Here is a 20,572-nt window from a genome sequence, read left to right on the forward strand (position 1 = left end):
CTCGTCGCGTACAAGGTACGCGACAGCGTCTCGCGCCCGCCACGACTCGCGCCGTCCCGACATCTGGAGCGCCACCATGGACACCACCACCCCCGCCGCCGACTGCGATGTGCTGATCGTGGGCGCCGGTCCGACCGGCCTCACCGCCGCCTGCGAACTCGCCCGACGCGGTGTCGGCGTCCGCGTCGTCGACAGGGCGGCGGCCCCCTTCAACGGCTCGCGCGGCAAGGGTCTGCAACCACGCACCCTGGAAGTCCTGGACAACCTCGGGGTGACGGGGCGCCTGGTCACCCTTGGTCGTTTCCGCACACCGGTCCGGTTCCACGATGCCGACGGCACCTTCCGGGACGTGGACCTCAGCGGCGGCGCCGAGCCGACGCCCGACAGCCCGTACGCCCGCACCCTGCTGATCCCGCAGTGGGGGGTGGAGGAGACCCTGCGCGAGCGCCTGGACCAGCTGGGCACCACTGCGGAGTGGAACAGTCCGGTCGCCGATCTCGTGCGGCGCAGCGGCCATGTCGAGGTGGTGTTCGCCGACGGTGCGCGCGCCACGGCCCGCTATGTGATCGGCGCCGACGGCGGCTCCGGGGCGGTCCGGCGCCTGCTGGGTGTCGCGTTCCTCGGCGAGACCGACGAGGACGAGCAGATGCTGCTCGGCGATGTCCGGCTGGACGGCCTGGACCGTGACCACTGGCACATCTGGCAGGGTCCCCAGGGCGGTTCGGTCGCGCTGTGCCCGCTGCCGGCCACCGACACGTTTCAGATCCAGGCGCCCGTCGCCCCGGGCGACACCGGCGAACCGACCCTCGAGACCTTCCAGCGCCTCGTGGACACGCTGATCGGACCGGACACGATACGGCTGCGCCAGGCCACATGGCTCTCGCGCTGGCGGCTGAACGTCCGCATGGTCGACCGCTACCGCGTGGGCCGGGTCTTCCTCGCCGGGGACGCAGCACACGTCCACTCCCCCGCCGGCGGCCAGGGCATGAACACCGGCATCCAGGACGCCGTCAATATCGGCTGGAAGCTGGCCGCCGTGCTCCAGGGCGCCGACGAGTCACTCCTGGACACCTACCAGGCCGAGCGGCTTCCGGTGGCGGCGGCCGTGCTGGGCCTGTCCTCCCGCCTCATGGGACAGGGCATCGACGAGCACGGCGAGGACACCGAGCGGATGCTACAGATGGGCCACACCTACCGTGGCGGACCGCTGGCCCCTGCCGGGCCCGTCGACGCGGAGGGGCCGAGCGCCGGTGACCGCGCACCGGACGCTCCCTGCCACCGGGCCGACGGGCGGCGGGTGCGGCTGTTCGACCTCCAACGCGGCGGTCACTGGATGCTCTACGGATTCGGGGTACGGCCCCGGCCACCGCACCCCACGGTCCGCGCCGTGGCCATCGACGGCGAGATCACCGACACCGGCGGCCACGCCCGGCGGGCGTACGGCGCCACCGACGGGGAGTGCGTCCTGGTCCGCCCCGACGGGCACATCGCCATCCGCACCCACGATCAGGCGGCCATCGACGCCTACCTGCGCCCCGTCCTGCCCTCTTTCTCGTAGGCCAATGCGGGCAGCTTTCTCATAGGCCGTGCGGGCAGCGCGGACCGCCCTGGTCAGCTCATGCGGGCCGGTCGTCGTCGAAGGAGTTCAGGTGGGCGGTGAGGTCGTCGACGAAGCGCGCGAGCAGACGGCCGAAGACCTCGCGGTCCTGGGGGCTCCAGGCGGCGAGGGCGTCGCTGAACCAGCCGAGGACGGTCCGCATATAGCGGTCGGTCGCGGCAGCTCCCTCGGCGGTCGGTTCGATGAGCCGGGCGCGCTGATCGTCCGGATCGGTGACCCGGCGGACCAGCCCCCGCCGCGCCAACTCGTTGATCTGCCGGGTGACATGGGGCCCGACGACCTGCATCCGCTCGGCGATCTCCCCCACGCGCAATGGGGTGCCCGCCACGTGCAGGACGACCAGCACCGACATCGCCGGGCGGTCCACGGAAACGCCGGCGGCCTCCATGGCGCGCTCGGTCACCCGCCCCCGGTTCACGGCGCCGCTGAGCTGTGTCATACGGGGCAGCATGGCCAGCAGATCGTGTTCACCGTCGCCGCCCTGCCCGGCCTCCGGTCCCTCGGCGGTCATACCCGCCTCCACATCTACCTAAGTTAGGTATATAGTCTTCTCATCAACCCCGCGCCTCCGGGGCTTTTCACGCCATGAAAAAGGATACCTGAGTTAGGTATGTGACCGGGCCCTCCCCGTGGGAGGGCCGGAGAGGAGCGCCCATGGGCGCCATGAACATCACGCCGCGGCGAACGGTCCTGGTCTCCGGCGCCAGCATCGCCGGTCCCGCGCTGGCCCACTGGCTCCGCCGGTACGGCTTCGCGGTCACCCTCGTCGAGAAGGCGGCCGCACTGCGCGGTGGCGGCTACCCCATCGACATCCGCGGCACCGCGGTCGAGGTCGTCCGGCGGATGGGGGTGCTCCCCCCGCTCCGGGACGCCCACGTCGGCATCCGCCGGATCGCCTTCCTCGACGAGCGGGGCGATCCGATAGCCGCCATCCGGCCCGAGGCCATCTCCGGCGGCGAGGAGGGCCATGACCTGGAGATCCCGCGCGGAGATCTGGCCGAGATCCTCTACGGCGCCATCCGCGACGACGTCGAGATCCTCTTCAACGACTCCATCGCCACCCTCCACGACCACGACGGCGGGGTGGACGTGACCTTCCGCGGCGGCGCCCGGCGCACCTTCGACCTGGTCATCGGCGCCGATGGCATCCACTCGCACACCAGGAGCCTGGCCTTCGGCCCCGAGGAGGGCTACCACCGCTACCTCGACCACTGCTTCGCCGGATTCACCATGCCCAACCACCTGGGGCTGGCGCACGAGGGGCTGACCTGGAACGTCCCGGGCCGGACCGCCGTGCTCTACGCGCCCCGCGACGACGACCGGGTCCACGCCTTCCTCAACTTCCTGCGCCCCGAACCGCCCTTCAACGCCTTCCGCGACCCCGCCGCCCAGCGCGACCTCGTGGCCGAGGTGTTCTCCGGATACGGATGGGAGGTCCCGCGCATGGTCGCCGCCATGCGCGACAGCGACGACCTCTTCTTCGACGTGGTCAGCCAGATCCATATGCCACGGTGGTCCACGGGCCGGGTCGCCCTGGTCGGCGACGCCGCCTACGCGCCGTCGTTCTTCTCCGGCCAGGGCTCGAGTCTGGCGCTGGTCGGCGCGTACGTACTCGCCGGTGAACTGGCCGCACACGCCCACCACGACGACGCCTTCGAGGGGTACGAGCGCGTCCTGCGGTCGTTCGCCGAGCGGAACCAGGCCCTCGCCGGTGAAGGAAGCGCCGGCGTCTCCCCCCGCACCGCCGAGGACCTGGCCCGGCGCAACGAGGCGCTGCGCGAGCCGTCCGCCGTGCTCAGCAGCGCCGACACCGGCCGGGACGTGCATTCGGCGCTGGCCCTCCCGGGCTACGACGGCTCCGACGCCCCGTGAGGACGGCGCCGCGTCAGCCGGTGGCGCCGATGGCCGGGGTGGGGCCCGAGCCGGAGCTCACGATGGACGGCACCCGGTCGGCGGGGTCGAGGGAGTAGGAGTAGTACGCCTTCGGGTCGAACGCGGTGCCACCGCTCTCGTTGCGGCCGGAGGTGTTGACGAAGACGTTGCCGCGCTGGACCAGGGTGGCGGTGGCGTCCTTGATGACGGGGTTCTTGAAGCCCTGGAAGTAGCTGTTCTCCAGCACCATCCTGGTGTTCCCCCGGGCGTAGTTGCCGTAGGAGGAGTTGATGTCCGTACCGGGGTCGTCCTGAAGGTAGTTGTTGTACAGATGTGCGTGGGCGATGTTGTCGGCGGACGGATTGCGCTGCTCGCTCTCGCGGAACCAGTTGTGGTGGATCGTGATGTCGGCCGTGGTGTTCTCCGTCCAGCCGATCCCGAAGCTCTTGTTGTTCTGCTGGAGCCGGTTCCAGGACACCGTGAGGTAGGTGGTGTCCTTACGGCTGTCGATCAGCCCGTCGGCCATATGCCGCAGATCGTTGTGATCGATCCACACATGGTGGGCGCCGTCCATCTGAATGGCGTCCCAGTCGTGCTCCTTGTCGTTCCAGGTGCCCTCGTAGGAATCGCGGATCGTCAGGTTCCTGAGGATGACGTTGTGTACGCCCTGCCCCAGGAAGAAGCCACCGCCCACGATCTGGCCCGACGTGCCCGAGCCCACGATCGTCTTGTCCGAGGCGACCTTGATCTCCTTGCCCTTGGGGTCCATGGTGATCGCCGCGGCCACGACGATGACGTACGGCTCGGGCGCGGTCGCGTACTTCTCGAGATCGGCGAGTGTGCGCACGGTGACCGTACGGCCGTCCCGGCCCCCGTACGTACCGTTCTGCCCGAGCGCGTTGACCGACGCGAAACCGTCGGCGACATCGGCCTTCCAGGACGCGGCGGCCGTTCCCCGCCCGCCCTCGGCGAACGCCCCCTGCCCCGGCAGGGCGACCGCACCGGCCAAGGCCAGAGCTCCGGCGGCCACCCCGAGCACACGACGCCTGCCGCGCCCCACCCCTCGACGTTCGGTTTCCATGGCCCTCACTTCCACTGCTCGACGACTCCTGCCGTGCGACTGTCGCCACCGCGCACCAGGAGGTTGCCGGGGCGGGTCAAACGTCCGGTGGCGGATTCTCACCGTCTTGCCCACGCCACGACGCGCTGACAGACTCCGGCAGCAAGCGCTTACCGGCAGACGCACAACACCCATGAGTCGCCCCGGAGGGAACAGTGAGCGAACACGGTCGCAGGCAGGTGCTACGGACCGGCCTCGGCGCGGTCGCCGGATCGACGGTGCTCGGCGCCGTCGGCGGCGCCACCGCGGCCTCGGCAACACCACGGCGCGACGGGCCACTTGGGGCAGGTGGCGCGGTGACGCGAGGCGAGCCGGGACCGGCCCGTGCGGACCTGCCATGGGTGGCCGACCTGGGAGACGGCCGGTATCAGAACCCGGTGCTCAACGCCGACTGGTCCGACCCCGACGCGATCCGGGTGGGCCGGTATTTCTATCTGGTGGCCTCCACCTTCAACCGCGTTCCCGGACTGCCCGTGCTGCGGTCGGCCGACCTGGTCAACTGGACCGTCATCGGACACGCCCTCACCGAGCTGCTGCCCAAGGACCACTTCAGTGAGCCCCGGCACGGCGAAGGGGTGTGGGCCCCGGCGCTGCGCCATCACGACGGCAAGTTCTGGATCTTCTACCCCGATCCCGACTTCGGGATCTTCATGGTGACCGCCACCGACCCGCGAGGACCGTGGAGCACATCGCGTCCGGTCAAGCCGGGCAAGGGACTGATCGACCCGTGTCCGCTGTGGGACGACGACGGGCAGGCGTATCTGGTCCACGCGTGGGCGAAGAGCCGCAGCGGCATCAACAACCGGCTCACCCTGCACCGTATGAGCCCGGACGGGACCACTCTGCTCGACGAGGGCCGGATCGTCATCAACGGCGATGACCTCCCCGGTTACACCACGCTGGAGGGCCCGAAACTCTACAAGCGGGACGGCTGGTACTGGATCTTCGCTCCGGCCGGAGGCGTCACCAACGGCTGGCAGTCGGCGTTCCGCTCCCGCTCCATCTGGGGCCCGTACGAGGACCGTATCGTGCTCGCCCAGGGCGACACCCCCGTCAACGGGCCGCACCAGGGCGCATGGGTGACCACCGAGAGCGGCGAGGACTGGTTCCTGCACTTCCAGGACCGCGGGCCCTACGGACGGGTGGTGCACCTCCAGCCGATGCGGTGGCGCGCGGACGGCTGGCCGGTGATGGGCACCGACGACGGCAGCGGCCGGGGCGCGCCGGTGCTGGTGCACACCAAACCGCGGGTGCACGGGCGGACGGAGGTGACCGCACCGGCCACCAGCGATGACTTCACCGGGACGGAGCTGGGGAAGCAGTGGATGTGGCAGGCGAACGCCGACCCGGCGTGGTGGTCGCCGCGCCGCTTCCCGAGTGGGCTCGCGCTGGTCTGCCGTCCGAGCCCGGTCGCCCATGACCTCCGACTGCTGCCCAATGTGCTGGGACAGCGGCTGCCCGCCGAGTCGTTCACCGCGACGACTTCGATGAAACTGTCCACCGCGACGGCGGGGTCCCGGGCCGGGCTGGTGGTCCTGGGCGAGACCTACGCCTGGGCGGGCCTGCGCCACGACGGTGACCGGACCGTCCTCGTATGCCGCACCGCGGCGCGGGACGCCGCCGAGGTGGACGCCGTCACGCCGGTGCCGCTGCGGAGGGGGCGCTCGGCCGTACGGCTCCGGGTGAGTGTGCGGCCGGGTGCGGTGTGCCAGTTCGCGGCCGATGTGGACGGGCGGGGGTTCAGGCCGCTCGGGGCGCCGTTTCCGGCGACGGCGGGCAAGTGGATCGGGGCGACGCTGGGGCTCTTCGCCACCGGGCCGGCGACGGGCGCCACGGGTGGCGTGACGACCATCCGCACGAGCGATGTGACGACCGGCGGCACGAGCGATGTGGCGGCCGGGGGCAGGAGCGATGTGGCGACCGGGGGCGCGCGTGTCGTGGCGGCCAGTGACACGGACGGTGCGGCGGAGTTCGACTGGTTCCGGGTGGGTCCGTTTTCCTCGTAGATGGCCGATGACGAGCGCTTCGGGACCAGTCCCCGCGGATTGTGGTGCCCTGTCCGCCGGAAGGGGCGCCCAGGAGGGCGCCCCACGGAAGCCGGGAGGAACACCATGCACCAGCGCCTCGCCGCCACGGCAGCCATGTCCGCGGCCCTCGTCGCCGTACTCGCCAGTGCGCCCACCGCGTCGGCCGAGCCCAGTCCGCCCGACTGCCCCTCGGGGAACGTCTGCGTGTTCGACAGCAACACGTCCACCGACGGTCCGGCCGTGATCAAGACGACCGGCAACTGGAGGGGTTCCCACCAGACCGGCATCGTCGGCAGCACCATCTTCAACAACGGCACCCGCCAGCCGGGCCACGATCACATCCAGGCCACCTGGGTCTTCAACGGACGGACGTACGACAGGTGCCTCCACTTCAACCCCGGCCCCGGCGACTACAAGTTGATCATCGGTGACAAGGCCACCATCACCAGCCTCAGCTGGCGCGGCGAATGCGACTTCTGAGCGGGCCGACTTCCCCTGCCCGGCCGGGCAGGGGAAGCGCTCAGAGGCCGTAGCGGTTCTTCAGATGGCGCCAGAAGTCACGGAGCATCCACTTGTCGAACTCCGTGATCTGCGTGGCGCTGCCCGCCTTCATGAGGAAGCAGCACTGGCCGGTCGGGGTCCAGTCGTAGAAGTCGTCGAGGCCGAAGGTGTGGCCGACCTCATGCAGATAGATGTGGATGTTCTCCTGGTTCAGCGCACCGGTGAAGTACTCCTGTCCCACGCGCTGGCCCCAGTCCCCGCCGGCCCCGCCCTGGAACCCCTTCGTCAGCCACAGCGACTGGTCGTAGTGGCGGGCCGCACCGCCGGGGCAGCGCGAGTAGTTGCCGTCCTGGTGGAAGAAGCGGCCGCAGTCGGGGGAACACTGCGGGGCGCCGCCGCTGTCGAGGTTCCCGGCGTAGATGTCGACCGAGTTGTCGTTCCACTGGAGCGTCGAGCGGTTCTTCACCGCCCAGCCGACGATGTTGACCGGGACGTTGGTGTACGGCCAGGCGTTGTGGCCCTTGCCGTTCTCCACCATGGCCGCCATCCACTTGGCGAACTGCTTCCTCAGCGCGGCGTGGATCTGGTCGCGCAGCGCGGCGCTGACCGGGGCGTCGGACTCCCAGCGGACGCAGTAGTTGACGCTTCCCCTGTTGGCCATGACCTGGTCCCAGCCGTAGTTGCGGAAGCCGTAGAGGTCCGGGTAGGTCGACTCGACGTGGTTCCATACCTCGCCCAGCGGCTGTACGAGGTTCGCGGGCGGGTTCCAGTCGTCGGCGACCCGCGACGGGGCGGCCGCCGCGACACCGGGCGCGGCGACCAGCGCGGCCAGGGCGGCCAGCACGGTGGCCAGGCGCGCGAGGAATGAGCGCACTGTGAACTCCCTCGGATAGCTGACAGGTTGTCAGCCTCAGGTCGCCGCCACCGCCGCATCGGTTGCCGTCGTGTGTGGCCCTCGGGGAGCATCGGAACGGACCTGAGCGGTGAGCGCGGCGGCCACGAACGACGCGACCAGCGGCCGCCGGTCCCGCTCGTTCCAGGCGAGCACGAGGCGGCTGGGCGGCGCGTCGATCACCGGGACGCAGACCAGGTCGTCCGGGGCCGGTTCGACCAGCGAGCGGGGCAGCACCCCGATCATCCGGCTCACCGTGATCATGTGGAGCATCTGGACCACGTCGGCGACCTCGGGCCCGGTGCCGTCGCCTCCGGGGACCCCTTTCCAGCGCGGCAGCGTCTCGCCCTCCAGATCGGACAGGTGTACCGCGGCGCGCCCGGCCAGCCGGTGCCCCGACGGGAGGACGACCACGCGATCCTCGGTATACAGCGTCTCGTGGGCCAGGCCGTCGAGATCGTCGAACGGCGCGTAGAGCAGGCCGACGTCGGCCCGGCCGTCGCGCAGGAAGTCGGAGCGGTCGGCTGGGCCGCTGAACAGGATGTCCACCCGGCGGGCGTCGGGCTGGTGGGCGTACCCGGCCAGGATCCCGGACAGCAGACCGGCGTCGCCACCGGGCTTGATCACGAGCCGCAGATGGGCCTGGGTGTCCGCGGCCCGCCGGGCGTTCCGGACGGCGGCGCCGACCGCGTTGAGCGCATGCCGCCCGTGCTCCCGCAACGCCTCCCCGGCCGGGGTGAGCTCGACGCGCCGGCTGGAACGGAGGAACAGCGGGACACCGAGCCGGGTCTCGATCCGCCGGATCGCCTTCGACAGCGCCGGCTGGGCGATCGAGAGCCGCACGGCGGCCCGGCCGAAGTGCAGTTCGTCGGCGACCGCCAGGAAGTACTCGAGCTCGCGGGTCTCCAGTTCGATCATGCCTTCAGGTTATCGCCGGATTCCGAACCGGTCTTGGACACCGTCGGCGTACGACCCCAAGAATCGAGGCATGATCTACCACACGATGATCGTCTCCTTCGATCAGCCGCCGCACGAAACCGAACTCGACCAATACCTCAGGGACATCGAACGAGTCATGCTCGACTCCGGTCTCGTACGGTCGGTGGTGACCCGGCGCCACCTTCCCGTCCCCGGCGAGGAGGCCATTCCGGCGCTGATCGCGTCCGCGATCGTGCAGGTGGCCGTGGCCGACACCGAGGCGCTGGCGAAGGCGTTCACCGCGCCCGGTATGCACGAGGTCATCGAGCACTGGCAGTCGCGGCACCCGTACAAGGTCGCCTGGGCGAACCACGAGCCGCTGGTATGAGCGACATGACCCGGAAGGTGGGCCTGGTCACCGGCGCCGGAAGTGGGATCGGCCGCGCGACGGCGCTGGAGTTCGCCCGGTCCGGCGCCGCGGTCGCCGTGCTCGACATCGACGAGGGCACGGCGGCCGAGACCACCGAAATGATCAAGAAGGACGGCGGGACGGCACTGTCCGTCGCCGTCGACATCGCCGACGAACACTCCGTGCGGACGGCGGTCGAGCGCACGGTCGCGGCCTACGGTGGACTCCATTTCGCCGTGAACAACGCCGGTCTGGCCTCGCACCACCGGCAGCTCGACCGGATGCCCCTGGACGAGTTCGAGCGCGTGGTCCACGTCAACCTGGCCGGTACCTTCCTGTGCATGAAGTACGAGCTGCCACTGCTCGAAGGCGGCGGCGCGATCGTCAACATCGCCTCCAACGGCGGCCTGTACGCGATCCCGACCGCTCCCGCCTACGTGGCCGCCAAGCACGGCATCGTCGGGCTCACCAAGGTCGCCGCGGTCGACTACGCGCCGCGCGGCATCCGGGTCAACGCCGTCTGCCCCGGCCCGACCCGCACTCCCGGGTTCGAGAGGGTGGCGGAGGGCACCGTCATGCTCGCCACGCAGGAGGCGAGCACACCGCTCGGCCGACTGGCCACCCCTCAGGAGGCCGCGGCCGCGGCGGTCTGGCTCTGCTCGGACGCCGCGTCCTACGTCACCGGGATCGCGCTGTCGGTCGACGGCGGGCGGCGGGCATAGGAGTCGTCCCGGCCGAGGCCGAGGAGCACATGGCCACCGGGGCGTTCGCGCGCGCCGTGCGGGGGCATGGACGTCGCGCCGGACCACGGCTCCCGCACCGCGGGGACGTCTACGGCTATGTGGCGTGCGGTGCGCTCACACCGGCCGGGTGGCCACCACCAACCGGCAGCGCGGGCTGCCGTCCGCCCGGCGGCCGAGGCTCTCCAGCGGGCGCAGTTCGACCTCGAACCCGGCCCCGATCAGCTCCTTCCACACATCCCCGAGCCGGAAGGTCCGGTAGTACATCACAAAGCGCGGCCACCACACCGCGTTGCGCACCCGCATCGCGGTGTCGAACGCCAGGAGCGACCAGTAGGGCCGGGATCCCGGGCGGGCCGGTGCCACGATCGGGAAGGCGAACCGGCCGCCCGGGCGGAGCACGGAGTGGACCTGGGCGAAGAGCCCGGGCCGCTCGCGCGGCAGGAAGTGGCCGAACGCCCCGAAGCTCACCGCCAGGTCGAAGACCGGCCCGAACGGGAGGGCGCGCGCGTCGGCGCGCACCCAGTCCGTGCGCGGAGCGTCCGGCACCGCCCGAGCGCGGGCCCGCCCCACGGCCAGCATGCCCGCGCTGAAGTCGACGCCGGTGATCCGCTCCCGGCACACCTGGCGCAGCACACCCATGCCCGCGCCGGTTCCGCAGCAGACGTCGAGGCCGCTGCCGAAGGGCCCGAGCGGGCGCAGGGCGCCGGTCACGGAGTCCAGCACCGAGGCCGATGTCCGGTACGCGGTGTGGTCGAACTTCGGGGACAGCAGATCGTAGCCGCGCTCGACGGAGGACAGCGCCTGGACGACGAGTTCACGGAAGCTGGGGCCCTGGCCCTGAGGTGCGGACATCGTGCCCAGCATAGAGCCCACCGAGGTCAACGGCCGGGCGGAGGCCGTGGCCCCGGTGGTGATCCGGACCCGGCGATTATCCGTTGGGACGTGTCGGGAATGGCCCTGTGGGGCGGCCGGGGGCGGATCTAGCGTGATGAACCGCCGCCGCGCCGGGCGGCCAACGTTCCCGTCACCTCAGGAAGTTCCTCCGCATGATCCAGTACATCGCTCCCGTCTTCATCGGTGTCCTCTACGCGCTCCTGATGTCCCTGATCCGCGAACCCCACCGCCAGCGCTTCAACGCGATCATGGTGGGCGGAGCGGGTGCCGCCTACCTCAGCGGTGGCGGCCTGGGCGGCTGGGAGTTCGCCTTCACCGTGGTCGCCACCTATGTGGCCTACCGTGGTCTGGAGTCGTGGACCTTCATCGGCATCGGCTGGCTGCTGCACACCGCGTGGGACATCGTGCATCACATCAAGGGCAACCCCATCGTCCCCTTCGCCCACGGCTCGTCGCTGGGCTGTGCGATCTGCGATCCGGTCATCGCGCTGTGGTGCTTCCGGGGCGGCCCGTCGCTGCTCCGGTTCTTCCGCAAGGGACCGCGCGAGGAACCGGCCGCCACTGCCCTGCCCGACGCCCTGTCCGCCGGGCGGGCGGCGGGGAACGGATGAGGGCAGCGGCGCCGGGCCGCCCGCCCGGCGCCATCCCTCCAACCCCTGTTCAGCCCCCGGCGCGGACCGCCTCGGCGGCCGGGCCGGTCCAGGCCCGCCATGTGGTGTGCCAGCCGTCGGGGCCGTGCCCACGGACACCGGGCCCCGCCCAGGCGATATAGCCGTCGGGGCGTACCAGCAGGGCGGGGCCCGAGTCGGTGCGCTCGGCCTGGGCCACCGTGGTTTCGACGCGCGACGCGCCCCTCTCGCGGATCAGCAGAAAGCCACCGGTCCGCTGTAGTTCGGTCAACCGGCCCTCGGCGAGGGGGACTTCGGTGGCGCGGGTGCCCACCAGCGCGTGCCGGCGCCGTCCGCGCGGATAGCGCAGGGTGACGCCGGTGAAGCTTCCGGCGATGGTGTCGCGCACCCGGCCGACGCCCAGCAGGGCCGGGGCCACATGGTCGCGCAGCCACCGCGCCGGGCGCGGCCCGAGGGTGACGGCGCGCATCATGGCACCGCTCTGGAGCAGGACGCGGCGGCCGACGGGGTGGCGCTCCCGGTGGTAGGTGTCCAGGATGGCGGGGTCGGCGCCGCCGAGGGCGAGGTCGAGCTTCCAGGCGAGGTTGGCCGCGTCCTGGATGCCGGTGTTCATGCCCTGGCCGCCCATCGGGGAGTGCACGTGGGCGGCGTCCCCGGCGAGGAAGACCCGGCCGTGCCGGTACGAGCGGACCTGGCGTTCCTCGCAGTGGAACCGGGAGTGCCAGCCGATCTCACGGACCCCGACGTCACGTCCCATGGCCTCGGCCAGTACCCGGGTGACCTCCGCCTCCTCCACGGCGGCGCTGTCGGGCAGTTGGTGGCGGCGGTCCCAGGTCATCGACCGGTACCAGCCGGGACGCGCCTTCCCGTACGGCACGAGGAAGCCGAAGACCCCGGGGGTGTTGCCGAGGGTGAGCCCGTTTCCCGCCGGGCCGTCGGTGAGGCGGACATCGGCCAGTACCACGGAGGTCAGGACCGTCTTGCCGGGGAAGTCGGCGCCGAGGAGGTCGCGGACGGTGCTGTGTGCCCCGTCCGCCCCCACGACGTACCGGGCTCGCCACGTGGCCGCGGGTCCGCCGCCGTAGGGGCGCGCGGTGACGGTGACCGCGTCCGCGTCCTGTACGAGGCCGGTGACCTCGGTGCCGCGCAGCACCTGGGCGCCCTGGTCGCGGGCGTAGCGTTCGAGCGCCTGGTCCACATTGGTCTGCGGGGTGATCATCCCGTAGCGGTGGCGGGAGGGCAGATGTGTCAGGTCGAGCGTGGCGCCCGCGAACAGGTGCACGGCTTCGGTGGTGTTCGCCTCGGCCAGGAGGCCGTCGGCCAGACCTCGGCTGTCGAGGACTTCCAGGGTGCGGGGCATGGTGACGAAGGCACGGCTGGACGGATGGATCGCCGGCCGGCGTTCCAGCACGGTGACCGCGCGTCCGGCCCGGGCCAGATCCCCGGCCAGGGTCATTCCGGTCGGCCCACCGCCGACGACGAGCACATCCGTGGGGTGGGGCTCCGGGTTCGCCTCCTCGCCGGGCCGGGCCGGGGCCGTCACCGCGTCTCCCTCGGGCCGTGGGCGGCTTCGGGGCGGGCGGCGTTCCCGGGGTTCTTCATCGCGGCCTCCTCGAGGTCGCGGGGGATGTCGAGGGGCACGGCGGAGACCGGGTCGGGGTAGTGGCGGCGGATGTCGTCGGGGGTGGCCGCGGCGGAGTGGTTGAAGATGAACCGCGCCTGGGGCAGTGCGGTGTGGACGAGGTTGACGATGGATTCGAAGAGCAGCGTGTTGCCCGCGGTGAGCCGTATCCCGGCGCCGATGAGGACCGCGTCGTAGCGCTTGCGGCCGAGCATGGCGCGGATGGTGTCGAGGGCGGTCTCCCCGAAGTCGATCTGACATCCGTCCGCCTCGTATCCGGCGTCGCGCAGCAGGGCGAGGTTGTCGTCGTTGGCCGCGCGCAGCCTCTCCCGAGTCAGACCGGCGAAGGCGGCGAACTCCGGCGCCTCGTAGTCGATGGCATCGGGGTGGAGCCCGATCTGGATGGCTGAGACGCTCATGACGATGGATGCCTTCCGTGGTGAAGTGCGTTGGCGCAGGGGGAAGTTGGAGGTACGCGGCGCCGAGCCGGGCCGTTCGGCCGGGGCGTTCCGCTTCCCCTCCACGGTGGCGGGCCCATGGGTATCGTGTCCAACGATGATGTGTGCTGTGTGGCATCGCGAATGGAGATGACGGTGGAGCTCCGGCAGCTGGCGTACTTCGTCGCGGTGGCCGAGGAGCGCAGCTTCACCCGCGGCGCCCAGCGGGAACACGTCGTCCAGTCGGCGGCCTCCGCCGCCGTGGCCCGGTTGGAGCAGGAGTTCCAGACCGCGCTCTTCGACCGCTCGCACCGCACCCTGGAGCTGACCACCGCGGGGCGCACGTTGCTGGCGCGGGCCCGGATCCTGCTCGCGGAGGCGCAGCGGGCGCGCGATGACATGGGCCGTCTCACCGGGGGGCTGAGCGGTACGGTCACGCTCGGGACGGTCCTGTCCACCGGCTCGTTCGACCTGATCGGGGCGCTGAGCACGTTTCAGGCCGAGCATCCCGATGTCGTGGTGCGGCTGCGCCACTCGACCGGTCCGCTGGCCGGACACGCCACCGCCCTGCGCGAGGGCAGGTTCGACCTCATGCTGCTGCCCGTACCCCCGCACGGGCCCGCCGTCCTCGGCCCGGATCTGATCATCGATGATGTGTCGCGGATACGCCTCGGCCTGGCCTGCCGCGCCGACGACCCCCTCGCCGAGGCCCATGGCGTGACCTACGCCGACCTCGCCGACCGCCGCTTCATCGACTTCCCCACGGGGTGGGGCGACCGCACCATCGTCGACAGCCTCTTCGGCACCGCGGGGGTCCAGCGCACCGTGGCGCTGGAGGTCGTGGACACCACCACCGCCCTGACCATGGTCCGGCGGCGTCTCGGGCTCGCCTTCGTGGCCGAGGAGGCCATCGCCTCGCAGCCCGGCCTCACCCAGGTCGATCTCGCCGATCCGCCGCCGCTCCACGGTCTCGGCCTCGCCGCCTCGCGCAACCATCCCCCGTCCGAAGCGGGCCGCGCCCTGCGCCGGACCCTGCTCGCCGCGCGCTGACCGCGGCGGCGCAGCCGAATGTCTCACCGCCACTCCCCTTGTGGCCGCATGCCGCGCATTGACGGAGTGAGTACTCACTCCGTACGGTACCCCCATGACAGAGAAGGCAGAGAACCCCTCAACCCCGCCCCGTCGCCGCGCACCGGCCATGGATCCCGATCAGCGCCGCGCGATGATCGTCGCCGCGGCGCTCCCCCTCGTCGTCGAATACGGCGCCTCCGTGACGACCGCGAAGATCGCCCGGGCCGCGGGCATCGGCGAAGGCACCATCTTCCGGGTCTTCGAGGACAAGGACGCCCTGCTCGCGGCCTGTATGGCCGAGGCCGTACGGCCCGATGACACCGTGGCCCATCTTGAGTCGATCGCCCTGGACCAGCCGCTGGCGGACCGGCTCGCCGAGGCGGCCGATGTGGTGCGCGGTCACATGGGCCGCATCGGCGCGGTCGCCGGGGCGCTCGCGGCGGCCGGGCGGCTGGAGCGCATGGCGCCCAAGCCCGGCAAGGACGGCCGCCTCCCGGACCGCGAGGCGAGCCTGGTCCGGCCGCGCGCGGCGCTGGCCGCGCTGTTCGAACCCGACCGGGACCGCCTCCGGCTCGCCCCGGAACGGCTCGCCGACGCCTTCCAGTTGACGCTGATGTCGGCCGGGCGCCTCGGCGCCCCCGACCCGCTGACCACCGAGGAAGTCGTGGACCTCTTCCTGCACGGCGCGCTCGCGGCCCCCGGGGAGGCCCGGTGACCGCACCCGACGCGTACGAAGCGCTCCCGCCACGCCGCCGGACCCTGGTCACCCTCGCCCTGCTGGGCTGCGCCTTCCTGGCCATGCTGGACGGCACCGTGGTCGGCACCGCGCTGCCCCGCATCGTCGAGCAGATCGGCGGAGGGGACTCCTGGTACGTCTGGCTCGTCACCGCCTATCTGCTGACCTCCTCGGTCAGCGTGCCGGTCTACGGCCGCTTCTCCGACCTCCACGGTCGCCGCCGGCTGCTGATCGGCGGGCTCGCCGTCTTCCTGGCCGGCTCCATCGCCTGCGGCCTGTCCGCCTCGATGCCCGCCCTGATCCTCTCCCGCGCGCTCCAGGGCCTGGGCGCGGGATCCCTGCTGACCCTCGGCATGGCGCTGGTCCGCGACCTCCATCCGCCGTCCCGCCCCCAGGGGCTGATCCGGATGCAGACGGCGATGGCCGCCATGATGATCCTGGGCATGGTGGGCGGCCCGCTCCTCGGCGGGTTGATCGCCGACCACATCGGCTGGCGCTGGGCGTTCTGGCTCAACCTCCCGCTCGGGCTGGCCGCGGGCGCCGTCATCGCCCTGGCCCTGCCCGACCGGCGTCCCGCCACCCCGCCGTCCGGCCGGCTCGACCTGGCGGGGATCCTCCTGCTCGCCACCGGGCTCTCGCTCGCGCTGACCGGCCTCAGCCTCAAGGGGAACGCGACCGCCGGACACGCGCCCTCCTGGACGGACCCGGCCGTGCTGGGCTGTCTGCTCGGCGGTCTGGCGCTGCTCGCCACGCTCATACCGGTCGAGCGGCGGGCCGCCGTCCCCGTCCTGCCCCTGCGGCTGTTCCGGCACCGCACCTATACCGCCCTGCTGACCGCCGGTTTCTTCTTCCAGGTCGCCGCGGTGCCGGTGGGGATCTTCCTGCCGCTGTACTTCCAGCACATCCGCGGCCACTCGGCCACCGCCTCCGGTCTGCTGCTGCTCCCCCTGCTCATCGGCATGACCCTGGGCAACCGGCTCACCGCCGCCACCGTGCTGCGCAGCGGGCACGTCAAACCGGTCCTCCTGATCGGCGCGGGGCTGCTCACCGTCGGTACCGCCGCCTTCGCCGCCCTGCGGGCCACGACGCCCCTCACGCTGACGTCCGTTCTGCTGCTGCTCGTCGGACTCGGCACCGGACCGGCCATGGGCGGGCTCACCATCGCCACCCAGAACGCCGTCCCGCGTGCCGACATGGGCACCGCCACCGCGGGCTCCGCGCTCACCAAGCAGATCGGTGGCGCGGTCGGCCTGGCCGGCGCCCAGTCCCTGATCGCCCACTCCGGCGCGGCCGCGCCCACCGCCACGGCCATCGGCTCCACCGTCGCCTGGAGCGGCGGCGCGGCCGGGCTCCTCGCCCTCGGGGCACTGCTCCTCATGCGGGACATCCCCATCGCCACGGCCGGGAAGCGCCCCGGCGCACCCACTCCCGCGTCCGCCGGCCCCGCGAAGGCCGATCGGCGCGCTTGACCTCAAGCGTTACTTCGAGAAGGTCGGCGTCCTGGTTCGCCGCGACGGGGTACAGCCACAAGGACGGTGACGAGTAAAGTCGGCGGCATGGAGTGATGACCCGGCACACCGATCCGTACCAATACCGCCGTTCGAGCCCGTGCTCCGGCGTGTGTTCGGTGTGCCCGCGGCACCCGTCATTCACTTCACACGATCGGAATCCGTATGACCGACGGCATGACTGACGACATGACCGACGACATGTTCCTCGACGATGTCGCCGAGCGACTCGCCGCCCTGCCCGCCGTGCGCGCCGTCGCTCTCGGCGGCTCGCGTGCGCAGGGCACCCACACCCCGGAGAGCGACTGGGACCTGGCCCTGTACTACCGGGGCGGCTTCGAACCGGCCGCGCTGCGGGCCGTGGGCTGGGAGGGCGAGGTCTCCGGGCTCGGCGAGTGGGGCGGTGGTGTCTTCAACGGAGGCGCCTGGCTGACGATCCACGGACGGCGCGTGGACATCCACTACCGCGACCTCGATGTGGTGGAACACGAACTCGCCGAGTCGCGGCAGGGCCGCTTCCACTGGGAGCCGCTGATGTTCCACCTCGCGGGCATCCCCAGCTATCTGGTGGTGGCCGAACTCGCCATCAACCAGGTGCTGCGGGGCTCCCTGCCCCGGCCCGAGTACCCGGCGGCGCTGCGCGAGGCGGCGCCCCCGGTGTGGCGCGAGCGCGCGGCCTTGACCCTACGGTACGCCTCGGCCGCGTACGTGGCACGTGGCCAGGCCACCGAGGTCGCCGGGGCGTTGGCGACCTCCGCCCTCCAGACGGCGCACGCGGTGCTGGCGGCGCGCGGTGAGTGGGTGACCAACGAGAAGCGGCTCCTCCAGCGGGCGGACCTGCGTGCCGTCGACACGATCGTGGCGGGGCTGCGGCCGGAGCCCACCGCCCTGGCCGAGGCGATCACCGCCGCGGAGGCGCTGTTCGAGGCGACGGAGGCCGCGGAGGCCACGGGCTGAGCGGTGGCCCTGGGGACGGCCTGAGCGGTGCCCCGGGGGCGGAGCGCGCCTCCGTCCCCGGGGCCGGGCCGTCCGAGGCGCCGGGCCACCCCGCTGGTCACCCGCGCCGGGTGAGGATGCTCAGCGCGTTGGCCGCGACGATGGCGCCCACACTGATCCACTCCGTCCACCCCAGGCCCTGTCCCAGGCCGACCCAGCCGACCAGCGCGGCCAGGACGGGGTTGACGCTCATGAAGAGCCCGAACGCCTGGGCGGGCACACGGCGCAGCGTGAACAGGTCCGCGAGGTACGGCACGGCCGAGGAGAGGACGCCCGCGACGATGGCGTACGCCGCGGCGCTCACGGTCGGCGGCCGGTGGACGGCGACGGCGATCCCGACCGGCAGGAACATCAGCGCGGAGATCCCCGCGGCCGCCGCGGATCCCTGGGCGCCGGGGACCCGCCGCCCCACGGTGCGGTTGAGCAGGATGTACGACGCCCAGCACACGGCGGCCAGCAGCCCCAGCCCCATGCCCGGATAGTCGGCCGAGGGGCGCGGGCGCATGAGGGTCACCACGGCGGCCGCCGCGACGAGCGCGCAGCAGGCGTCCACGCGGCGCCGTGAGCCGACGAGCGCGATGCACAGCGGGCCGAGGAACTCCAGGGTCACCGCCAGGCCGAGGCCGATGCGGTCGATGGCGCTGTAGAGGGACAGATTCATGGTGCCGAACACCACGGCGAGCCCCACCACCGGCCGCCACTGCCACCAGGTGAAGGTCCACAGCCGGGGCCTGCCGACGGCCAGCAGGACGATCGCGGCCACGTACTGGCGGACGGCGACGACCCCGACCGGGCCGATGACGGGGAAGGCCTGGGATCCGATCGCGGCGCCGGTCTGGTTGGACAGCCCACTGCCGATCATCGTGGCCACCCCGGCGAACCGCCGTCCGGTCGGCCGCTGCTCAAGGTCGGGGGCCGGGCCCCGCTCCAGGCTCGGATCCAGGCCCGGCACCGGGTCGGCGTCGGCAGGGGTCGGAGCGGTCCGGTGCGCGATCTCCGTCGCTCGTGGGGCCGGGGTGCGTGACGCGGGGGCGAGTCGCATGCGTCGATCGTGTGTCCGGCCCATGCATACGCAAAATGCGTTTGGTTCTCCATCTATACGCTGGACGTATGGATGTGGAGCTGCGGCAACTGCGCTGCCTCGTCACGATCGTCGACGAGGGCACCTTCACCGACGCCGCCATCGCGCTCGGCGTCTCCCAGGCGGCCGTGTCCCGGGCCGTGGCCACGCTCGAACGCGCCCTGGGCACCCGGCTGTTGCGGCGTACCTCCCGCGAGGTGACCCCGACGGGCACGGGGCTGCGCGTGGTGGCACACGCCCGGCGGGTGCTGGCCGAGGTGGACGGGCTGATCCGGGAGGCCGTCTCGGGCCACGCCCGTCTGCGGATCGGCTACGCCTGGTCCGCGCTCGGCCGCCACACCCCCGCCTTCCAGCGCCGCTGGGCCCAGGCGTACCCCGAGACGGAGCTGCACCTCGTGCGCGTCAATTCCGCCACCGCGGGGCTGACGGAGGGCGCCTGCGACCTGGCCGTGGTGCGCAGACCGCTCGACGAGCGCCGTTTCGACTCCGCCATCGTCGGGCTGGAGCGGCGGCTGTGCGCCGTGGCCGCCGACGACCCGCTCGCCAGGCGCCGCTCGGTCCGGCTGGCCGACCTCAGCGGGCGCACCCTGCTGGTCGACCGCAGGACCGGCACCACCACCGCGGAGCTGTGGCCGCCCGACTCCCGGCCGGCCACGGAGGAGACCCACGACGTGGAGGACTGGCTCACCGTGATCTCCGCGGGCCGCTGCGTCGGCATGACGGCGGAGTCCACCGCCAACCAGTATCCGAGACCGGGAATCGCCTACCGGCCGGTCCGCGACGCCGAGCCGATCGCGGTACGCCTCGCCTGGTGGCGGGACGACCCGCACCCCGCCACCCAGACCGCGGTCGAACTGCTCACCACTCTCTACCGCAACGGCTGACCCCTGACCCCACCCCTACATATGGACCGTTCCGGATAATCCAGTACGGATCGAATTGTTACCCTGGGCCACATGACCGCCATGGCGCCCACCAAGACCGAACCCGATCTGTCGTTCCTCCTCGACCACACCAGCCACGTCCTCCGCACCCAGATGTCGGCCGCGCTCGCCGAGATCGGGCTGACGTCACGGATGCACTGCGTACTGGTCCACGCCCTGGAGGAGGAGCGCACCCAGGCGCAGCTCGCCGAGATCGGCGACATGGACAAGACCACGATGGTGGTGACGGTGGACGCCCTGGAGACGGCGGGCCTCGCGGAGCGGCGTGCCTCGACCCACGATCGCCGGGCCCGGATCATCGCGGTCACCGAGGAGGGTGCGCGGATCGCGAAGCGGAGCCAGGAGATCGTGGACCGCGTCCACCGCGAGGCGCTGACAGCGCTCCCCGAGACCCAACGCACCGCGCTGGTAAGGGCGTTGACCCGGCTGTCCGAGGGGCATCTGGCCACGCCCGCGGAGAGCCCCCGCCCGGCCCGGAGGGCGCGGCAGCGCGAGAAGTAGAGCGGAGACACCCGTACGGCCCGCCACGCAACCCCTTAGGCAGGTCCGAAACAA

The 20,572-nt window shown here is 72.0% G+C and carries 20 protein-coding genes and 1 pseudogene; 13 read left to right on the top strand and 8 right to left on the bottom strand.

Going from position 1 to position 20,572, the window contains the following annotated elements; translation table 11 throughout:
- Positions 1–76 precede the first annotated feature (76 nt).
- A complete protein-coding gene (locus ACJX2R_RS06510) occupies positions 77–1,558 on the top strand; it encodes an FAD-dependent oxidoreductase (RefSeq protein ID WP_413099217.1) in 1,482 nt (493 codons plus the stop codon).
- A 58-nt stretch (positions 1,559–1,616) separates the two neighbouring features.
- Here ACJX2R_RS06510 and ACJX2R_RS06515 read toward each other — a convergent pair whose 3' ends face one another.
- Positions 1,617–2,129: a MarR family winged helix-turn-helix transcriptional regulator gene (locus ACJX2R_RS06515; protein WP_413099218.1), complete on the bottom strand. Its 513-nt coding sequence runs from the start codon at positions 2,127–2,129 to the stop codon at positions 1,617–1,619.
- A gap of 152 nt (positions 2,130–2,281) precedes the next feature.
- On the opposite strand from ACJX2R_RS06515, the gene ACJX2R_RS06520 reads away from it, so the two are divergent.
- A complete protein-coding gene (locus tag ACJX2R_RS06520; protein WP_413105783.1) occupies positions 2,282–3,490 on the top strand; it encodes an FAD-dependent monooxygenase in 1,209 nt (402 codons plus the stop codon).
- A 19-nt stretch (positions 3,491–3,509) separates the two neighbouring features.
- Here the strand turns inward: ACJX2R_RS06520 and ACJX2R_RS06525 are convergent.
- A pseudogene (locus ACJX2R_RS06525) lies at positions 3,510–4,571 on the bottom strand (pectate lyase family protein); the annotation flags it as partial.
- Between the two features lie 335 nt (positions 4,572–4,906).
- Between ACJX2R_RS06525 and ACJX2R_RS06530 the strand changes: the two are divergent.
- Both ACJX2R_RS06530 and ACJX2R_RS06535 read left to right on the top strand, forming a co-directional pair.
- Entirely contained in the window at positions 4,907–6,616 is a 1,710-nt protein-coding gene (locus tag ACJX2R_RS06530; protein WP_413105784.1) for a glycoside hydrolase 43 family protein, read from the top strand.
- A gap of 105 nt (positions 6,617–6,721) precedes the next feature.
- A complete protein-coding gene (locus ACJX2R_RS06535; RefSeq protein ID WP_262700167.1) occupies positions 6,722–7,117 on the top strand; it encodes a hypothetical protein in 396 nt (131 codons plus the stop codon).
- Positions 7,118–7,157: 40 nt separating this feature from the next.
- Here ACJX2R_RS06535 and ACJX2R_RS06540 read toward each other — a convergent pair whose 3' ends face one another.
- Positions 7,158–8,012 carry a hypothetical protein gene (locus ACJX2R_RS06540; RefSeq protein ID WP_413099219.1) on the bottom strand — a complete coding sequence of 285 codons (855 nt, stop codon included), beginning with the start codon at positions 8,010–8,012 and terminating at the stop codon, positions 7,158–7,160.
- 36 nt (positions 8,013–8,048) lie between these two features.
- Positions 8,049–8,948, bottom strand: coding sequence for a LysR family transcriptional regulator (locus tag ACJX2R_RS06545; RefSeq protein WP_413099220.1), 900 nt, complete (start codon positions 8,946–8,948; stop codon positions 8,049–8,051).
- Positions 8,949–9,018: 70 nt separating this feature from the next.
- Between ACJX2R_RS06545 and ACJX2R_RS06550 the strand changes: the two genes are divergently transcribed.
- Together ACJX2R_RS06550 and ACJX2R_RS06555 are read left to right on the top strand one after the other, a co-directional pair.
- Positions 9,019–9,336, top strand: a complete 318-nt coding sequence (locus ACJX2R_RS06550) for a hypothetical protein (protein ID WP_413099221.1) — start codon at positions 9,019–9,021, stop codon at positions 9,334–9,336.
- Entirely contained in the window at positions 9,333–10,079 is a 747-nt protein-coding gene (locus ACJX2R_RS06555; protein WP_413099222.1) for an SDR family NAD(P)-dependent oxidoreductase, read from the top strand. Before ACJX2R_RS06550 ends, ACJX2R_RS06555 begins: the two co-directional genes overlap by 4 nt.
- A 135-nt stretch (positions 10,080–10,214) precedes the next feature.
- Here ACJX2R_RS06555 and ACJX2R_RS06560 read toward each other — a convergent pair whose 3' ends face one another.
- Positions 10,215–10,952: a class I SAM-dependent methyltransferase gene (locus tag ACJX2R_RS06560; protein WP_262700172.1), complete on the bottom strand. Its 738-nt coding sequence runs from the start codon at positions 10,950–10,952 to the stop codon at positions 10,215–10,217.
- A gap of 197 nt (positions 10,953–11,149) precedes the next feature.
- Here ACJX2R_RS06560 and ACJX2R_RS06565 point away from each other — a divergent pair, with 197 nt between their 5' ends.
- On the top strand, positions 11,150–11,605 hold the full coding sequence (locus ACJX2R_RS06565) for a DUF6010 family protein (RefSeq protein ID WP_413105785.1): 456 nt from the start codon (positions 11,150–11,152) through the stop codon (positions 11,603–11,605).
- 49 nt (positions 11,606–11,654) lie between these two features.
- On the opposite strand, the gene ACJX2R_RS06570 is transcribed toward ACJX2R_RS06565, so the two are convergent.
- Positions 11,655–13,166 carry an FAD-dependent oxidoreductase gene (locus ACJX2R_RS06570; RefSeq protein WP_413099223.1) on the bottom strand — a complete coding sequence of 504 codons (1,512 nt, stop codon included), beginning with the start codon at positions 13,164–13,166 and terminating at the stop codon, positions 11,655–11,657.
- Complete coding sequence (locus ACJX2R_RS06575) at positions 13,163–13,663, bottom strand: hypothetical protein (protein ID WP_413099224.1); 501 nt, start codon at positions 13,661–13,663, stop codon at positions 13,163–13,165. The genes ACJX2R_RS06570 and ACJX2R_RS06575 overlap by 4 nt, the downstream gene beginning before the upstream one ends.
- 150 nt (positions 13,664–13,813) lie before the next feature.
- Here ACJX2R_RS06575 and ACJX2R_RS06580 point away from each other — a divergent pair, with 150 nt between their 5' ends.
- From ACJX2R_RS06580 to ACJX2R_RS06595, 4 genes are all read left to right on the top strand, one after another.
- Entirely contained in the window at positions 13,814–14,731 is a 918-nt protein-coding gene (locus ACJX2R_RS06580) for a LysR substrate-binding domain-containing protein (protein ID WP_413099225.1), read from the top strand.
- Between the two features lie 94 nt (positions 14,732–14,825).
- Positions 14,826–15,467: a TetR/AcrR family transcriptional regulator gene (locus ACJX2R_RS06585; protein ID WP_413099226.1), complete on the top strand. Its 642-nt coding sequence runs from the start codon at positions 14,826–14,828 to the stop codon at positions 15,465–15,467.
- The gene (locus ACJX2R_RS06590) at positions 15,464–16,957 is read left to right on the top strand and encodes an MFS transporter (protein ID WP_413099227.1); all 1,494 of its coding nucleotides are present in this window, start codon (positions 15,464–15,466) and stop codon (positions 16,955–16,957) included. Before ACJX2R_RS06585 ends, ACJX2R_RS06590 begins: the two co-directional genes overlap by 4 nt.
- Before the next feature lie 216 nt (positions 16,958–17,173).
- Positions 17,174–17,953 (top strand): nucleotidyltransferase domain-containing protein, encoded by a 780-nt coding sequence (locus tag ACJX2R_RS06595; RefSeq protein ID WP_413099228.1) that lies wholly within the window; start codon positions 17,174–17,176, stop codon positions 17,951–17,953.
- Positions 17,954–18,050: 97 nt separating this feature from the next.
- Here ACJX2R_RS06595 and ACJX2R_RS06600 read toward each other — a convergent pair whose 3' ends face one another.
- Complete coding sequence (locus ACJX2R_RS06600) at positions 18,051–19,034, bottom strand: EamA family transporter (RefSeq protein ID WP_413099229.1); 984 nt, start codon at positions 19,032–19,034, stop codon at positions 18,051–18,053.
- A gap of 68 nt (positions 19,035–19,102) precedes the next feature.
- On the opposite strand from ACJX2R_RS06600, the gene ACJX2R_RS06605 reads away from it, so the two are divergent.
- Positions 19,103–19,957, top strand: coding sequence for a LysR family transcriptional regulator (locus ACJX2R_RS06605; RefSeq protein WP_413099230.1), 855 nt, complete (start codon positions 19,103–19,105; stop codon positions 19,955–19,957).
- Between the two features lie 72 nt (positions 19,958–20,029).
- On the top strand, positions 20,030–20,518 hold the full coding sequence (locus tag ACJX2R_RS06610) for a MarR family winged helix-turn-helix transcriptional regulator (protein WP_413099231.1): 489 nt from the start codon (positions 20,030–20,032) through the stop codon (positions 20,516–20,518).
- Positions 20,519–20,572 lie beyond the last annotated feature (54 nt).

The sequence above is a fragment of the Streptomyces sp. Inha503 genome (genome assembly GCF_047215865.1).
GTDB classification, from domain to species: domain Bacteria; phylum Actinomycetota; class Actinomycetes; order Streptomycetales; family Streptomycetaceae; genus Streptomyces; species Streptomyces lycopersici.

Excerpts from the sequence above, each read along its gene's own strand:
- ACJX2R_RS06535 (WP_262700167.1), top strand. The coding sequence starts at position 6,722 with ATGCACCAGCGCCTCGCCGCCACGGCAGCCATGTCCGCGGCCCTCGTC.
- ACJX2R_RS06595 (WP_413099228.1), top strand. The coding sequence starts at position 17,174 with ATGACTGACGACATGACCGACGACATGTTCCTCGACGATGTCGCCGAG.
- ACJX2R_RS06610 (WP_413099231.1), top strand. The coding sequence starts at position 20,030 with ATGACCGCCATGGCGCCCACCAAGACCGAACCCGATCTGTCGTTCCTC.
- ACJX2R_RS06585 (WP_413099226.1), top strand. The coding sequence starts at position 14,826 with ATGACAGAGAAGGCAGAGAACCCCTCAACCCCGCCCCGTCGCCGCGCA.
- ACJX2R_RS06515 (WP_413099218.1), bottom strand. The coding sequence starts at position 2,129 with ATGACCGCCGAGGGACCGGAGGCCGGGCAGGGCGGCGACGGTGAACAC.
- ACJX2R_RS06545 (WP_413099220.1), bottom strand. The coding sequence starts at position 8,948 with ATGATCGAACTGGAGACCCGCGAGCTCGAGTACTTCCTGGCGGTCGCC.
- ACJX2R_RS06600 (WP_413099229.1), bottom strand. The coding sequence starts at position 19,034 with ATGCGACTCGCCCCCGCGTCACGCACCCCGGCCCCACGAGCGACGGAG.
- ACJX2R_RS06560 (WP_262700172.1), bottom strand. The coding sequence starts at position 10,952 with ATGTCCGCACCTCAGGGCCAGGGCCCCAGCTTCCGTGAACTCGTCGTC.
- ACJX2R_RS06575 (WP_413099224.1), bottom strand. The coding sequence starts at position 13,663 with ATGAGCGTCTCAGCCATCCAGATCGGGCTCCACCCCGATGCCATCGAC.
- ACJX2R_RS06510 (WP_413099217.1), top strand. The coding sequence starts at position 77 with ATGGACACCACCACCCCCGCCGCCGACTGCGATGTGCTGATCGTGGGC.
- ACJX2R_RS06605 (WP_413099230.1), top strand. The coding sequence starts at position 19,103 with ATGGATGTGGAGCTGCGGCAACTGCGCTGCCTCGTCACGATCGTCGAC.
- ACJX2R_RS06555 (WP_413099222.1), top strand. The coding sequence starts at position 9,333 with ATGAGCGACATGACCCGGAAGGTGGGCCTGGTCACCGGCGCCGGAAGT.
- ACJX2R_RS06550 (WP_413099221.1), top strand. The coding sequence starts at position 9,019 with ATGATCTACCACACGATGATCGTCTCCTTCGATCAGCCGCCGCACGAA.
- ACJX2R_RS06520 (WP_413105783.1), top strand. The coding sequence starts at position 2,282 with ATGAACATCACGCCGCGGCGAACGGTCCTGGTCTCCGGCGCCAGCATC.